The organism is Corynebacterium nasorum (assembly GCF_032821635.1).
Lineage (GTDB): Bacteria > Actinomycetota > Actinomycetes > Mycobacteriales > Mycobacteriaceae > Corynebacterium > Corynebacterium kefirresidentii.
On sequence record NZ_JAVBIE010000004.1, the window covers coordinates 118,190 to 132,864 of the forward strand.

The 14,675-nt window shown below is 59.6% G+C and carries 15 protein-coding genes, 3 tRNA genes and 1 pseudogene; 4 read left to right on the top strand and 15 right to left on the bottom strand.

Annotation, left to right across the window (positions count from 1 at the left end; all coding sequences use genetic code 11):
* Position 1: 1 nt before the first annotated feature.
* The 5 genes from RAE07_RS05000 to RAE07_RS05020 all read right to left on the bottom strand — a co-directional run bounded on the left by RAE07_RS05000 (position 2) and on the right by RAE07_RS05020 (position 4,128).
* Positions 2-2,557, bottom strand: coding sequence for an MMPL family transporter (locus RAE07_RS05000; protein WP_239207825.1), 2,556 nt, complete (start codon positions 2,555-2,557; stop codon positions 2-4).
* A gap of 204 nt (positions 2,558-2,761) precedes the next feature.
* Positions 2,762-2,849, bottom strand: a tRNA-Ser gene (locus RAE07_RS05005).
* Between the two features lie 90 nt (positions 2,850-2,939).
* Positions 2,940-3,140, bottom strand: a complete 201-nt coding sequence (locus RAE07_RS05010) for a CsbD family protein (RefSeq protein ID WP_005323174.1) — start codon at positions 3,138-3,140, stop codon at positions 2,940-2,942.
* Positions 3,141-3,191: 51 nt separating this feature from the next.
* Positions 3,192-3,623 (bottom strand): nucleoside deaminase, encoded by a 432-nt coding sequence (locus tag RAE07_RS05015; RefSeq protein WP_200289076.1) that lies wholly within the window; start codon positions 3,621-3,623, stop codon positions 3,192-3,194.
* Positions 3,624-3,648: 25 nt separating this feature from the next.
* Positions 3,649-4,128, bottom strand: a complete 480-nt coding sequence (locus RAE07_RS05020; RefSeq protein WP_239206280.1) for a tRNA adenosine deaminase-associated protein — start codon at positions 4,126-4,128, stop codon at positions 3,649-3,651.
* Positions 4,129-4,167: 39 nt separating this feature from the next.
* Here RAE07_RS05020 and RAE07_RS05025 point away from each other — a divergent pair, with 39 nt between their 5' ends.
* Complete coding sequence (locus RAE07_RS05025; RefSeq protein WP_023020372.1) at positions 4,168-5,196, top strand: prephenate dehydrogenase; 1,029 nt, start codon at positions 4,168-4,170, stop codon at positions 5,194-5,196.
* Here RAE07_RS05025 and RAE07_RS05030 read toward each other — a convergent pair.
* The 9 genes and pseudogenes from RAE07_RS05030 to RAE07_RS05070 form a co-directional block, all read right to left on the bottom strand.
* Positions 5,193-6,218, bottom strand: a pseudogene (locus RAE07_RS05030) (trypsin-like serine protease). The gene RAE07_RS05025 and the pseudogene RAE07_RS05030 overlap by 4 nt on opposite strands.
* A 2-nt stretch (positions 6,219-6,220) precedes the next feature.
* A complete protein-coding gene (locus RAE07_RS05035) occupies positions 6,221-7,144 on the bottom strand; it encodes a DUF418 domain-containing protein (protein WP_200288382.1) in 924 nt (307 codons plus the stop codon).
* Positions 7,145-7,312: 168 nt separating this feature from the next.
* Complete coding sequence (locus RAE07_RS05040; RefSeq protein WP_200288383.1) at positions 7,313-7,504, bottom strand: hypothetical protein; 192 nt, start codon at positions 7,502-7,504, stop codon at positions 7,313-7,315.
* Positions 7,505-7,565: 61 nt separating this feature from the next.
* Positions 7,566-7,638, bottom strand: a tRNA-Arg gene (locus RAE07_RS05045).
* Between the two features lie 120 nt (positions 7,639-7,758).
* Entirely contained in the window at positions 7,759-8,832 is a 1,074-nt protein-coding gene (locus RAE07_RS05050) for a GTP-binding protein (RefSeq protein ID WP_200288384.1), read from the bottom strand.
* A gap of 42 nt (positions 8,833-8,874) precedes the next feature.
* On the bottom strand, positions 8,875-10,449 hold the full coding sequence (locus tag RAE07_RS05055; protein WP_200288385.1) for an SLC13 family permease: 1,575 nt from the start codon (positions 10,447-10,449) through the stop codon (positions 8,875-8,877).
* Positions 10,450-10,707: 258 nt separating this feature from the next.
* Positions 10,708-12,072 (bottom strand): magnesium transporter, encoded by a 1,365-nt coding sequence (gene mgtE / locus RAE07_RS05060; RefSeq protein ID WP_023020367.1) that lies wholly within the window; start codon positions 12,070-12,072, stop codon positions 10,708-10,710.
* Between the two features lie 138 nt (positions 12,073-12,210).
* Positions 12,211-12,519, bottom strand: a complete 309-nt coding sequence (locus RAE07_RS05065) for a DUF202 domain-containing protein (RefSeq protein ID WP_200288386.1) — start codon at positions 12,517-12,519, stop codon at positions 12,211-12,213.
* The gene (locus RAE07_RS05070; protein WP_200288387.1) at positions 12,512-12,874 is read right to left on the bottom strand and encodes a YidH family protein; all 363 of its coding nucleotides are present in this window, start codon (positions 12,872-12,874) and stop codon (positions 12,512-12,514) included. The genes RAE07_RS05065 and RAE07_RS05070 overlap by 8 nt, the downstream gene beginning before the upstream one ends.
* Before the next feature lie 117 nt (positions 12,875-12,991).
* Between RAE07_RS05070 and RAE07_RS05075 the strand changes: the two genes are divergently transcribed.
* The 3 genes from RAE07_RS05075 (at position 12,992) to RAE07_RS05085 (ending at position 14,470) form a co-directional block, all read left to right on the top strand.
* Positions 12,992-13,753, top strand: coding sequence for a hypothetical protein (locus RAE07_RS05075; RefSeq protein WP_200288388.1), 762 nt, complete (start codon positions 12,992-12,994; stop codon positions 13,751-13,753).
* 28 nt (positions 13,754-13,781) lie between these two features.
* Positions 13,782-14,165 carry an NUDIX hydrolase gene (locus RAE07_RS05080; RefSeq protein WP_200288389.1) on the top strand — a complete coding sequence of 128 codons (384 nt, stop codon included), beginning with the start codon at positions 13,782-13,784 and terminating at the stop codon, positions 14,163-14,165.
* Positions 14,166-14,263: 98 nt separating this feature from the next.
* The gene (locus RAE07_RS05085) at positions 14,264-14,470 is read left to right on the top strand and encodes a hypothetical protein (RefSeq protein ID WP_023020362.1); all 207 of its coding nucleotides are present in this window, start codon (positions 14,264-14,266) and stop codon (positions 14,468-14,470) included.
* Positions 14,471-14,550: 80 nt separating this feature from the next.
* On the opposite strand, the gene RAE07_RS05090 is transcribed toward RAE07_RS05085, so the two are convergent.
* A tRNA-Ser gene (locus RAE07_RS05090) sits at positions 14,551-14,639 on the bottom strand.
* Between the last annotated feature and the right edge of the window lie 36 nt (positions 14,640-14,675).

Here is a 14,675-nt window from a genome sequence, read left to right on the forward strand (position 1 = left end):
TCTATTCTTCTTCCTTGTCTGCAGGGATAGGGGCTGGGGTGGCGTGTTTAGCTTCCCATTCTTCTTCCAGGGCGGTGCCTTCGATGTCCAGGGTGGGCAGAATCTTGGCCAGCCACTTTGGCATCCACCACGTCGCGCGGCCCATAAGGAACATGGTGGCGGGGACGAGGGTCATGCGGATAAAGAAGGCGTCGAAAAGCACGCCGGCGGCCAAGGCAAAGCCGAAGATCTGGATAAATGGCAGCGGCTGGTTAATAAACGCCACGAAGACCGAAATCATAATGATGGCTGCGGCCGTTACCACGCGGGCGCCTTGGGTAAAGCCGGTGATGGTGGCCTCGTCGACGGCGCTATAACGCCCGCCGGTGCCCTCCGGGTGGCGAGAAATGTGCTCGCGCATGCGGGTGACCAGGAAGACCTGGTAGTCCATCGCGAGGCCAAAGGTCACGCCGATGAGGAAGATGGGCATGAAGGAAATCAGCGGGCCCGGCGCGGGCACCAGGTTCCACAGGCCTTCCTGCCAGACCAGGACGGTCAGGCCGAAGGCGCCGCCGACGGACAACAGGAAGCCCAAGCCCGCAACCAGCGGCACCAAGATGGAGCGGAAGACCAACAGCAGCAGCACAATGGCCAGACCCACGACGATGGCCAGGTACGGCACCATGGCTTCCTCGAGGCGCTCGGTGATATCGAGCTGCACGGCCGTCAGGCCGGTCAGGCCGATGTCGGTACCGGTGGCGTCCTCGATCTCGCCGGTGGCCGAGCGCAGCGCGTGCGCAACGTTCACCGTTGCGGCGTCCGTGGGCGCGGTTTCAGGGGTAACCATTATCTGTGCGGCGCGCTTGTCCTGGCTCAGGCCGACAATCTGCGCGTGCTTCACCCCGCCCAAGCCCTTGAGCTGGTCCGCGGTGTAGAGGAAGGACGCGAGCGCGGCCTTATCCTCTGCGGAGGTGTCTACCACCTCAGCGGCCGGGGCGATCTCCGGCTCGGCTGAGGGCTGGTCCCCCAGCGGCTGCTCAGGCATCTCCTCTTCGGGGGCAGCATTCTCGGCCGCGTCCTGCTCCGGCGCGGGAGCGGGTGCGGGGGCTGGGGCTGGTTCGGGTTGGGACTGGGCGTCGACAAGCGGGGCCAAGGCGCCGGATTCCGCGTTGACCGTGTGGGCATCGACCACGGCGAGGAAAGGACCGTTGACGCCGGGGCCAAAGCCCTCGGACATGATGTCGGCGGCCTTGCGCTGGGTGGTATCGGGGTTCGACGTGGTATCGGCCGGAAGGGCAAGCTCCATCTGGAGTACCGGCGCGGTCATAGCCCCCAAGGAGAGCACGACCAGCGCCATAGCCAGGCCGGGCACCTTCTGGACTAAACGCACCCACCGGTTGCCCATGGTGGGCCCGCGGCGGCGCTTGCCCTTGCGGGTCGGGTTGCCGGCCACGCCGGGGATTCGGCCATGGAAGGCCTTATCGCCCAGCAAGCCCAGCATCGCAGGGATGAGCGTGAGCGAGACCAAGACGGCGATCGCGACGGTGCCGGCGGCGGCCAAGCCCATGGCTGTGAGGAAGCCAATGCGCGCAATGATGAGCGCGAAGAGCGCGGTAAAGACCGTCGCGCCGGCAAAGACCACGGAGGAGCCGGCCGTACCCACCGCCATGCCTGCGGCATCGGGCCCATCCATGCGGCGGCGCTCGGCGCGGTAGCGCGAAAGAATAAACAGCGCATAGTCGATGCCCACAGCCAGGCCGATCATGATGGCCAGAACCGGGGTCATATTATTGAGCTCAATCCAGTGGGTGGCAATAAACATGCCCAGCGCGCCGAGTCCCACGCCAATGACGGCGGAAACCAATGGCATCCCCGAGGCCACCAGCGAGCCGAAGGTAAAAATGAGCACGAGGAAAGCGACGCCCAGCCCGATGATCTCGGAGGTGGAGTTGACCGCGATCTCATCGCCAAAGCCGGCGCCATTGCCTTCGACGGTAAGGCCGCGGTCGCGGGCGATATTCATCGCCTCCGTGACGGTGTCTTTATCTGCTTGCTCCACGCTATAAGGCGACTCGGCGTCAAAATTGAAGGTGGTATACGCGATGGTCTCATCGTCATTGACCATCGCGAGGTTATCCGCGTCAGCGCGGGCGGATGCTTCCGGCAGCCCCATATCCGTGAATTGGTGGATGACCTGATCTTGCAGACGGGGCGAGACCTCAAGCGGGTTGCCAAAGCGCGTGGTATCGCCCATCTTCAGGTTGTCCTCGAGGTAGGAGATGGTGGCGTCGATGGCCTCGCGGTTTGCTGGATCAGAAAGCTTCTGGCCATCTGGGGCCTTGAAGACCACGTTGACCGAGGGTGAATTGGCAGGGTTGCCGCCCTCTGGGAAGAGGTCCATGGTCTTATAGGTGGCATCGATAGACGGGGTTCCCTTAATGGAGAACTCGCTCGTCATCGGTTTCATCAGCAAGGCGGCGGCACCGCCAACGGCGGCGAGCAGCAGCAGCCATGCCACGATGACCTTCCACTTATGGAGGAAAGACCAGCGCCCAAGACGATAAAGCAATGTAGCCACGGGTAGATGTACCTTCGCATTCACGTGGGGGACGGGGTGAACTTCGCCCTAGTGTAGTGGCCGCACCCTATAATCCCCTATCGCGAAGCCACCTGCGTCCCAGTTTTCACAGCTGGCGGCCAGCCGGGCCCCTCCCCCCGTGCCCCGCGGCCTAGCCGGGAAAAAGAAAATCCCGGCCTGCGCAAACAGACCGGGATCTCGGTGCGGTGGCGGCGGGATTTGAACCCGCGGTTGGGGGTTACCCAACAATCGCTTTCGAGGCGATCACCTTCGGCCGCTCGGACACGCCACCGCGTTCCAGATTACGGGAGTGCGCCCGAGCGACAAAATCGCTGCGCCAGCGGGGTGCCAGCGCAGCGATATGCAGAAATACGGATGAGGATTAGTCGTCCTTCAGGCCGCCGATAACCTCGTTAGCCTTGTCCTTGATACCCTCGGCAGCGTCGGACAGCTTGTCCTTAGCCTCGGAGGTGACCTGGTCGGCCTTGCCCTCGTTAGCTACGTCCTTGTTATCGGTAGCTTCGCCGTAGGCTTCCTTTGCCTTGCCTACGAGGCCATCCTTCTTGTTTTCCAAATCGCCCATAATCACTCCTTTGAGTAGACGGATAATGTATGAGCACCAGTGTACGCACTTTCAGCGCAGGTCGCCGAAGAAGTTTCTGAGCAACATCGCGCATTCCTCTTCCAGAACGCCGCCGCGAACCTGCGGGGCAAAGGGGGCGGTGGGGGCACGCAGGACATCGATAAGCGAGCCGCACGCGCCGGTCTTGGGTTCAAAAGCGCCGAAGACTACGGAAGAAACGCGCGCAGCCTGCAAAGCACCGGCGCACATGGCGCAGGGCTCTAGGGTGACGACAAGTTCGCAGCCGGAAAGGCGCCAGCCGTCTCCATAGACGCGCACTGCTTGGCGGATGGCCTCTACCTCGGCGTGGGCAGTGGGATCGGCGCGTTGCTCGCGGCGGTTTACTCCGGTGGCGAGTTCGGCTCCGGTGGCGTCAAAAAGCACCGCACCCACCGGTACATCGCCTGCCGGGGTGCACTTGGCGACGTCCAGGGCGCGGCGCATGCGGGCCTCTGCGCGCTGGAGGGGCTCAGGCGTTATCAATGATGTCTTCCAGTTCATCGCCGAAGCCGAGCTCGCCGGCGATGCGCAGCAACATATCAGAAGGCCAGTCTTCGTCATTGTCGATGATGTAGCCCACCTGATCCTCGGATAGGCCGAGATCGGCGAAGATATCGAAATCGCCCTCACCATAAGGGTCGGCCTCTTCAGGGTCCACATCCGGGATTTCATGGTCGTTGATATCCATGAAATCGGCCGCAAAGTCATCATCAACGCCATAGGTGGCATCCGAAATGAGCATCTTCACCCCGCCCGGCACGGGGCGCACGGCAATGAAATAGGCATCCTCCACACACAGCAGCGCGAACGCAGCGCCCTCAGAGCGCAGGCTGCGCACCGCATTAATGGAGGTCTGCGGATCCTCGAAGTCATCGTTGAAGCTGCGCACCAGCCACTGGCCCGCAGTGCGGGCGACGGTTACCGCGAAGGAGTAATTTTCGTTGCTCATACCTCGTGAGATTAGTCGTGTTGTGCCACAATTGTCACCGTGAGTTCTCAAGATGTTCAACGCCCTATCTGCATTATTGGCCTCGGCCTCATCGGCGGCTCTCTGCTGCGCGATCTAGCCGGATATAAACACCCCGTTTTTGGATATAACCACTCCACTTCTGGCGCCCGCACTGCAGTAAAGCAGGGCTTTGACGTCACCGATGATCTTCCCGCTATTTTGACCCGCGCGGAAGCGGAAAACGCGCTCATTGTGATTGCTGTTCCCATGACCGCAGTGGGCGAGGTCCTCGATGCCATCCAGGAGCACGCGCCTAGCTGCGGCATTACAGATGTGGTTTCCGTGAAGACCGCGGTACGCCAGCAGGTCCTCGAACGCGGCATGGAATCGCGCTACGTGGGTGGCCACCCGATGGCGGGCACCTCCAAGTCCGGTTGGGATAACTCCCAGCGGGACCTCTTCCGCCGTGCGGCGTGGGGCATTACTTATGACTATGCCGCAGAGTGCGAGGCGCGTGGGGAAAAGATTCCTAAGCAGTGGATTGAGACCTTTACCGAGGTTGTACGCATGACGCAGATGGTGCACGCGGAGGCGGTTCCTATTCGCGTAGCTAACCACGATGCTGCGGTGGCGCGCATTTCCCACCTGCCGCATGTCTTCGCCGAAATTCTCGCCGTGGTGGGCGATAACGGCGGAATCTTGGCGCAGTCCCTGTCTGCCGGTTCCTTCAAGGACGCCACGCGCGTGGCCGGTACGCACCCAGAGCTAGTGCAGCAGATGTGCGAAACCAATGCCCCGGCGTTGGTGGAGGCTTTGGACGAGGCCTTGGATCTGCTTCGCGACGCCCGCGAGAAGCTCGACTCCCCCGAGCCTTCCATCGCCGAGCTTTCCGACGCCGGTTATCGCGCCCGCACCCGTATCGATGCCCGTTCTGGCGCGCGCAAGGAATCGGTTTCCCCGGTCAAGATTTCTTCCCGCCCGGTGCTGCGCCTGCACCCAGGCGGTCCGAAGTGGGTAGCGCAGCTGCGCCAATCCGAGTCCCTGGGCGGGCGCATCGAGATTTTCTAGTGCTTGCGCCCCCGTAGGCCGGGAATGCGGGATACTACCGCGGCGGCAATAAGACCTAGCACTGCTATTTCGGCATAAAGCCAAGCGTGGTCGGCGCTGGTCTGCGGGGTTTTCGGCGGTTCGGGAGTGGTTTCCGCGGTGAGAATCGCTTCCTTATCGCGTCCGCTTACCACTCCCTCGATCCAGTCCTTGGTGCCGGCCAGCGTGGTAATAGCCGCGCTAGGTCAAGGCAGGTCTGGGTCCCCGTTCGCGGTGCCCGCCGTGGCGAGTCCGGCGAGTTTACCGTCGACAAAGAAGGGGCCACCGGAGTCGCCGCCTTGCATACCGGCTCGGCCGGTGGAGTGAACATCAAGGATGGCGCTTTCGATAAGCGGCATCGGGCCATCGGGCGCCCCACCCGGCATCGCCTCGCCGGCTGGCACGCTTTCTGTACCCTCCGGTGCTTTAAGCCCCGGCATAGCCTCGGCCGCGGGAACGCTTTCTCCGACATCGGCATCCTCACCGGCGCTCGCGGCAGCGTCCGCGGCAGTAGGTCCGGCGGGGCTACCGCCGAGGAGCTCGGCTACTTCCATTTCCGCTTGGGGCAGCTGACCGCGGCGCGCCATAGAAGAACTACTGCTCCAGCCGTAGAGTGTGCCGCGTTTGCCCGGTTCCGGAACTTGGGTGGAAATCTCTGCGGGCTTTGTATCGGTGACAGGGGCGGTGAGGTGGAGAAGGGCGGCGTCGGAAAGCGGGGACAGTGCCCAGGAATCAGTGTCGTAGGTGGTTCCGTTGATGCGGGCCTGGGTGCCCGTGTTATTCACGGACTCGAGGCAGTGACGTGCGGAGAGCACCCATTGGGCGGCCACGAGAGTACCGGTACAATCACCGAAACTACCCACGCGTCCTATCTTGAGTTGGGCGACGGTGCGGGCCTCCGGGGAGTCCGTTGCTGGATCACCGTGTTCGAGTGCAGTGGCTGGGGCGGCAGTCAGTGCCACGATGCTGGCGGCGAGCAAGGCGGGGAAAATTTTGTGCTGCATGATTAGTCCTTCTTTCCGGCAGGAACGGCGATGGCAATGGCTTTGGCGACGGCCCATTCGGCCGGCCCCTTCCCTATCAGGCGGCGCCACAGGGTTGCGATAACGAGGAAGAGGGCAATGAAGGCACAGGCCCAGGCGGTGTTGTGCAGGGCGATGTGGCTTTGCCAGTAGTAGGCGGTGAGCACGTGCAAGATGTAGATGCTCAGCGACATCGCACCCAGCGCAGCAAAGGGATAGACCAGCTTGGACGCAGCTCGACCAGCAAGCAGGCAGAGATGTAGGACGACTGCAGCGACGGCAATGGACAGCACGATCTCACCCACGACACCGGTGTGGCCGGTAAAACGTAGCCAGACAGGAATGTCCGTAGTAAAGCGGAAGTAAAAACCGATAGCGGCAACGATGCCGGCTATAGCAGTGGAAGCCCACTGCGCAGCTGCGCGTTGCTTGCGAATATAGATTTCATAGAGCAGCATGCCGGCGAAGAAATAAGCGATATAGGCCAGCAGTGGGTAGACCTGCGGTAGGGTCAGCGGAGCGTATTTCACGGTCGCGGCTACGGTGGCCGCAGCGAAAAGGATTAGCTTCCAGGCCCAGTGCAACGGGGGAACCCAGCACAGCAACATCATGGTGATGCCAATTACTACTAGGACGACCTGAATCTCTCCTCCAAGGGGCAGTAGAGCAAGGCCGATGAGTGTAATTATGCAGCCTCGGGCGAGGATGCGCAGAAGCGTCGTCACCGTGAAATTGCGGGCAATGATCATCAATGTGATGCCCGCCAAAATGGCAAAAAGCGCGGCGGGCAGGCCGTTGAGAATGACTTTGGTATGCCACACGAGGGAGGCCATGTGCAGGACTACCATGCCAATAATGGCAAGTGAGCGGGCTATATCAAGCCCAACGATGCGCGAAGATGCGGACACCGGGCGTTCTCCTTCAAGACAGAGGGGAGCGCGTTGCCGCAGTCCCCTTATTAATAAAGACTTTCTTTTTCTACTAAGTCTGTCTGGGAGGTTGCTGTGAATGTTTTATACGTGTCCTGCATTTTATAAAGGGGTTACATATGACTTATTGCGGCAGTGAAAATCCGCCTAATCGCGGAAGTTATCATCGCGATATTTGCGCGACCGAAAGGGATCAGCAGCAAGCTTGAGAAGCGGGGCGCATATTAGACTAAGCACAACTCCGCCCAGAAGGAGCCACAGGCTCCCAGAACCGAGCCATAGTGCGAGGCCAAGGACAATGCCAGCAATGAGCCCCGGCAGCAATGAGGAAGACTTCATAGACGGGCACCTGCGAAATAGATTAGATACAAGAAAAGCCGCCCGAAGGCGGCTCATTTTGTGCGCCCGGAGGGATTCGAACCCCCAACCTTCTGATCCGTAGTCAGATGCTCTATCCGTTGAGCTACGGGCGCAGACCGTTGGTAAGCAGTGCGTGTGCTCTGCTGTGCAACGAGAAATAACTATACCCACGGTCTGGGAAACTACCAAATCCCCAGTTCACTTGGTGTTTACCCACGAGAAGAAGGAAGGCTTTAGGAAGGAATGAGGGCGGCAACTTCGGCGTCGGAAAGCAGGGCGTCCCGGAAAGCTTGCAGGGTGGCCTCGTGATCGAAGTCAATGCCGATGAGAACAATTTCAGCGCCAGGGGTCACGCCATTGGCCGCCCAGAGGGACGCGGGCATGATCTGGAGGTTCGGGCCGGCTTGCTGCCAGGCGTGCGCGACGCGCAGATCGGTATCGATCCAGCAATAACCCTTGGAACGCACCAGACCGGTACTGGCCCGCAGGGCGGCAAGTAAGCGCTCGCGATTAAAGGGCCGATCCGCGCGAAAGACCACCGAGGAGATGCCATATTCCTCGGTCTCGGGAGTATGTGGGTTGGCCAGTTCTTCGGCGTAGCCGTGATAGGCGGCAGCGGTAGCTGTGTCATACAAGTGGGCATCGAGGACGAGTCGCGGGTCGATGACACCGTTGGTAACAATCACGACGCGGGCACGGGGGTTCATGGCGCGCACGGTAGCGATGACCCGTTCGGTTTCGGCAGCATCAACCAAATCAGTCTTGGTGATGAGGATAAGGTCAGCAAACTCAACTTGGTCCACTAGGAGGTCAGCCACGGTGCGGTCGTCGCCAGGCGTGGCTTCGATGTTCTGGGACGCGAGACTCTTGCCGCGGCGTAAGTGCGTCAGGAAGGTCGAGGCGTCAACGAGGGAAACCATGGTGTCGATAGACGCGGCTTCGGCAAGCGTCGTGCCATCCTCAAACTCCCACTCAAAGGTGGCCGCAACGGGCATGGGTTCGGAAATGCCAGTGGATTCGATGACAATCTGATCGAAGCGGCCGGAGCGGGCGAGTTTGCCCACGGATTCGATGAGATCCTCGCGCAAGGTGCAGCAGATGCAGCCATTGGATAGCTCGACAAAGCGATCCTCGCCGCGCTCAAGGTGGCCCTCGCCGGCAACGAGGGCGGCGTCAATATTGACCTCGGAGAAGTCATTGACAATGACGGCCAGCTTGCGCCCCTCGCGGTTAGCAAGCAGGTGGTTTAAAAGCGTGGTTTTTCCGCTGCCCAAAAATCCGGACAGCACGGTAACGGGTGTAGCCATTCCCTAATGATAACGTTTTTCATTAGGGAATGGCTATGTCGCCTAGATTGAGAGGCCGAAGATAGGCACTGCCAGTAGATACACCGTAAGGGTAATGAGGAAGATGCCGATGATATTGAGTCCGAGACCGCCCTTGATCATCTCGCCAATCTTGACGTAGCCAGAACCATAGGCAATGGCGTTCGGCGGGGTAGCCACGGGGAGCATAAATGCACAGGTTGCCGCGAGCGCCACTGGGATGGTGAGCAGAAGAACGTTGATATCTCCCTCCGCGGTCAGGCCAACCCCCACGGCAACGCCGCCCATGATTGGAATGAAGGTGGCAGCCGTTGCGGTATTAGAGGTGATCTCAGTCAGGAAGAGCACCAGTGCGGCTACGGCGGCGACGATAAGGACAACTGGGAGGACGCTCAGTCCCTTAGCCATCTCACCAATCCACAGGGACAGTCCGGAAGAATTAAAGACCGAGGACAGCGACAGGCCGCCGCCGAAGAGCAAGAGAACGTCCCACGGCATCTCATTGGCAGTCTTCCAGTCGAGCAGTCGAGTGCGACGCTGATTATCCGCCGGAAGAATAAAGAGCACGATGCCGGCAGCGATACCCACGATGGCATCGTCATAGTTCTCAAATTCCTTAAGCACCAGCGGCAGGATTACCCACGCTGCGGCGGCCAGAACAAAGATGATGCCGGTCATAATCTGAGGGCGGGTCCAAGGGCCGAGGGCCTTAATCTCATCGTCGATAAGCTCACGGCCGCCCGGAATATCCTTCATCTCTGGCTTGAAAATGGTGATAAGTAGTGCCCAAGCAATCAGCAGGAAGATCACGGCGAGCGGCACACCGACCGCCATCCATCGACCAAAGCCAAGGGTAACGCCCCAGGTATCGGCCATATACGCGTTCAGGAAGGCATTCGGCGGGGTGCCAATGAGCGTACCCAGCGAACCAATGGACGCGGAATAGGCAATGCCCAGCATGAGGGCCGTGGCAAATTTCTTTTGCTTCTCCCAGCCACCTACGGTCTCTGCGGTCAGCGCGAGCACCGAGGTACCAATAGGCAACATGACCACGGCCGTAGCCGTATTAGAAACCCACATGGACAAAAATCCGGTGGCCAGCATAAAGCCCAAGATAAGGCGCTTGGGAGAGGTACCAATCACCTTCACCACATAAAGGGCCAAGCGGCGGTGCAGGTTCCAGCGCTGCAGGGACAGCGCGATGAGGAAGCCACCCATGAACAAGAAAATGGTGGCGGAGGCATACGGGGCGCCTACTTCCTTGATTGATCCGACGCCAGCTAGAGGGAAAATAACCAACGGAAGCAGCGCGGTGGCAGCGAGCGGAATAGCTTCAGTCATCCACCACACGCCCATAAGGATCGTCACCGCTGCAACAGCGCGGATGGCACCAAGCGTGTACTCGGCTTCCGGATCTGCGCCAGAGGAGCCTTGGACTGTCTCAATGGCATTGGAGGGGAAAATAAAGAAGACAAGTACCGCCAATGCCAAGCCCGCGAAGAGGCCAATAAACTGCCGGCGCCATTCGCCGCGTGGGACTTTAGGGGCTTCGTCACCTTCGGTGTGGGCGGTGGATTCGTGAGTATGCGGGGTGGTCATACCGCGCGCTCCTTCACTAAGAGAGGACTGTGCTGAGGGATATGCTCCGTACTTCCCAGGTTATTAGCTGGCCTAGACAGCAAATAGAAAGTTATCTAATTCACTGCGAAGCATGCACTGACCATACAAAACATGTGACGCAGAAACCATATCCCGTCACAATAAACCACCCCCGCACCCCCGAATAGCACACACCACACCTGCCTAAAACCAGAAATGGTTCCACCACTCCTCCACCCCCGATCGATGAAGGATGGGTTAAATGCCCAGGACGGTCTTAGCAATGAGGAAGTAAATAATGAGGCCCGTAGCATCACAGAAGGTAGAGATAAACGGGTTAGAAAAGACCGCCGGATCGGCACCGATGGTCTTAGCCACGATGGGCATCAGCCCGCCTACGGTCGCAGAAATCGAGCAAATCAAAAACAGCGTCGAACCGATGACCAAGCCGATGCTCATGCCATAGACCAGCGTAGCCAGGCCCAGTCCCGCCAAGCCGAGCACGGCGCCTAACAACATGCCGACGCGTAGCTCGCGCCACAAAACGGCAACGAGGTCGCGGGTGCGGACATCGCCCAGCGCCAAAGCACGAGTCACAGTGGTGGCAGCCTGATTGCCGGTATTGCCACCGGTGCCGGTCAGCAGCGGGATAAATAGTGAGAGAACCACGGCCTTGGCCAGCGTGCCTTCAAAGGAGTCCAATACTTGCACAGTCAACAGCGCAGAAACTGCCAGCACGAGCAGCCATACGATGCGCGAGCGCACCAGCTTGAGCAAAGGCGTGGATAGGTACGGCTGTTGAAGGGCCTCGGTACCGCCAGCACGAGCGGAGTCCTCGCTATCTTCTTCCTCCACAATGTCCGTAGCATCGTCCCACGTCAGCAGACCAACCAAGCGGTGCGAATCATCCACGATTGGCAGCGCAAGAATGTCCAATGGGAGGAACCAACGCGCGGTTTCTTCCGCATCAGCACTAGCACGGGCAAAAATGGGGTCGTGCATAATATCGGCCATGGTCAGCGCGGCATCAGCGGTGAAGATTTCGCGCAGGCTCACCACCCCCACAAGACGCCTATCCTCGCGGGTAATGGGCACGGTGTAGATAGTTTCCAGCTCATGTGCGGTCTCCCGCAGTTTAAACAGCGCGTCCCTAACGCTCATGTCCGGGTGGATTCCAGGCACCTCGGGTGACATTCGGCGCCCCACCGAACCCTTGACATAGCCCAACACCACGCCTGTGACATCGCGCTTGGATTGAGTCAGTGAGCGCAGCAGCCGGTCCGCAATCTCCGCGGGCAGCTCATCCAGCAAAGCCACGCGGTCTTCCGGGTCAAGCTCGTCGAAGAACTCATAGACATCAGCATTGCCCAGCTCATCGATGATATCGGCCTGATGCTTTGCATCGAGGGCATCAAAGACGACGATTGATTTCTGGCGCGGCAGCAAGCGCAGGGCCAAGGCCGACCGGACGGCATTTTGCCGCTCGACGACGGCGATGAGTTCCTGCAGGGGCACCCTCTCCAGGAGTTCCTGGAGGCGCGGGGCCTTGGTGGGGTCAATGGCGTCTTCTTGTTTGAGCCATGCCTCGACAATATCGCTAGCCCGCTCGGTGGTCTCCGCCATGGCCTACCCGCCTTTCCAGCCCCAGGTTATTGACTTCAGCCTTCTTAGACTACGTCATTTGCCCAGAAAATCCGCCAGAGATCCTCCCTGGCCGCATGACGACGCCCAGAAGCCACCTCAATGACGACACCGGGATGACTACAGGAATAGACCCCACAGGGCGAAGGCTGCCAGCAAAGACACCAGACCGGCGGTACTGGCCAAAATGATTGCATGCGGAAGGGGAGCCTGGGAAGACAGGGCGACGTCGACAAGCGAGGCACGTTGCCACACCGCCAAGACCAGCGCCAGCACCCCGGCGGCAAGGAGGACGAGCGGCAAGAAGACGTGCACACTCACCGCCCGCATCACGCCTAGCAACACTAAGGAAAGCGCCAAAAGGGTGCGCTGCCAAGACAGGCGCGTGCGCTCTGGTTGCAGACCAGGATCAAAGGGCTGGTTAGACAAGGAACTCGCCTACCAAAAGCGCACCAGCCACCACCACGATTACAGCAACAAGGACCGGAAGGCCGAAACTAAATGGTAGCGATCGATTCTCTCGCATTGCGCGCTCTGATTGCTTCCAATGCCCCCACGCCACCACGGGCAAGATTATGGCGACTATCAGCATGAAGACCGATACCGCGGCACGCAGGGTGCCTGGCAGCGGAACGTCAAAGGCCTCAAGTGCTACTCCGCCAGCAATCAACGCCAGGGAAGTGCGAATCCACGCCAGGAACGTGCGCTCATTAGCGAGCGTGAAACGCGGATCAGGGTCGGCGCCAACTGCAAACACCGAACGGGGAAACCTCGAGTCACTCATGGGCACCACTTTATATTCATTTGTCTCTTGCGTCGCGACAAGCCCACGCAACGCTTCGCCTTTCCGTAGCCTCATAGGCACAGGCCAGCCCCCTGAGCAAAGGAGCATCCATCCCCTATGAACCTGCGCTTGTGCAACTACGTGCCATCCTCCCCGAACGAGGACGAGTTTTTCAGCAAAGAGAACATCAAGCGCGTTAGCACCCCAAATACCCGCCCCGATGCCACCGGCTTGCGCGAGGCCGTTATTAATAACGGCCCTTGCCCCTCCAAGAACCATACGAAATTCGACTTCCTCTTCCAGCTCTTCCATATGGGTAGCATCGTAATTCTCGGACTCTTCCCCTTTGCTCTTACGGGACTCGATTTCCGCATCGCCTTGCTCATCAGCCTGCCCATCATCGCATTCGGCATTTCCAAGCCCGTTCGCTGGCTGGCCTCGACCCACAATGAGCGCACTCTGCTCCGCACAGCGTGGGCCAATAACTGGCTCGAGTTTTATCCCGTACTGGTGGGAAACTTCTACCACTTTGATACCAAGGAAGAAAAGAACCCTGTAGGCGATGACCACTATTACTTCCACCAGGCGCGCATCATGGTGTTCTTTCCTGATGGCTCCACGGAAGTACTACCAGAGCTCGCAACCGTGAAAGCTGTCGACTATCCGCCTGAATTGATGAGGTCAGATGGCACTGCCATTGCGGAAAACCCCGACGATCTGCGTGTGAGCCCCAGCGTTAATAATGGCTGGACACTACTTGCCGTGCTCGCCGGTGACCCGGTATCCACAGGCACTCCCAATATCGGCTTGAAAGAGCAACAAATAGAAGCAGCGCTTGCCCAAGTGGAGCGCGAGTGGGCACCCGGCATTCTGAATTAAGCCGTCGCGGCGAGTTATAGTCGGGCCCATGATTGAAGTTGCCGCCGTAGTTTTCCGAAATTCCTTTGGCCATGTCCTCACCGTGCGCAAAGATTCGTCCACCAAGTTCCAGTTACCTGGCGGCAAGCTTGAGGCTGGCGAAACCCCCGCACAGGCCGCAGCCCGCGAGGTCGCAGAGGAAATCGGTGTGGAGGTCCGCCTCCCGGAGCTTTCCCCGCTCGGCACCTTCGACGCGCCGGCCGCCAACGAGCCCGGCGAAACCGTGCGCGGCCACATCTTTACCTATCCGCGCCCAATCCTTACCCGCGCAGCCGCAGAGATTGCGGAAGTCGCATGGGTAGACCCCACCAACCCAAATCGCGAGCTCGCCCACCTGCTGCGCGACGAGGTCTTTCCTGCCCTAGAATCCTAAGGCCCTGCTTGATCCCTTAAGAATTTCCTATTGCAGCTCCTGGGAGGGCAACCTAGAGTTATTTTCATCAGATTTGAGTGATGAAAGGACTGACCTCCATGCCGCAGCAATCCACACCGGGACCTATCGTGACGATTACTTTCCTCGTCCTAGGAGTCATTAGCTCTGTTATCGCCATTCTCATGGTGCCTGCCCTCTTCCACGAGGTCACTTCCCTGCGCGCTGCGGCTTTTACCGGAAGCTTCATCTTCGGCGTTGGCATGCTCACGCTCTTCCGCCGCTGCGCCAAGTACCAGCGCAAATAGCAGATTTCTCCGCTTTACGGAGCCGACGAGAATAGAAAACGCGAATTAAAAAATCCCGAGCGTGCGCGCTCGGGATTAGATGGCGGAGATGAGAGGATTCGAACCTCCGGACCCCAGAAGGGTCAACTCCTTAGCAGGGAGCCCCATTCGGCCGCTCTGGCACATCTCCACGGTTCACAAGGAACCTCGTTTGAGAATACCTGCC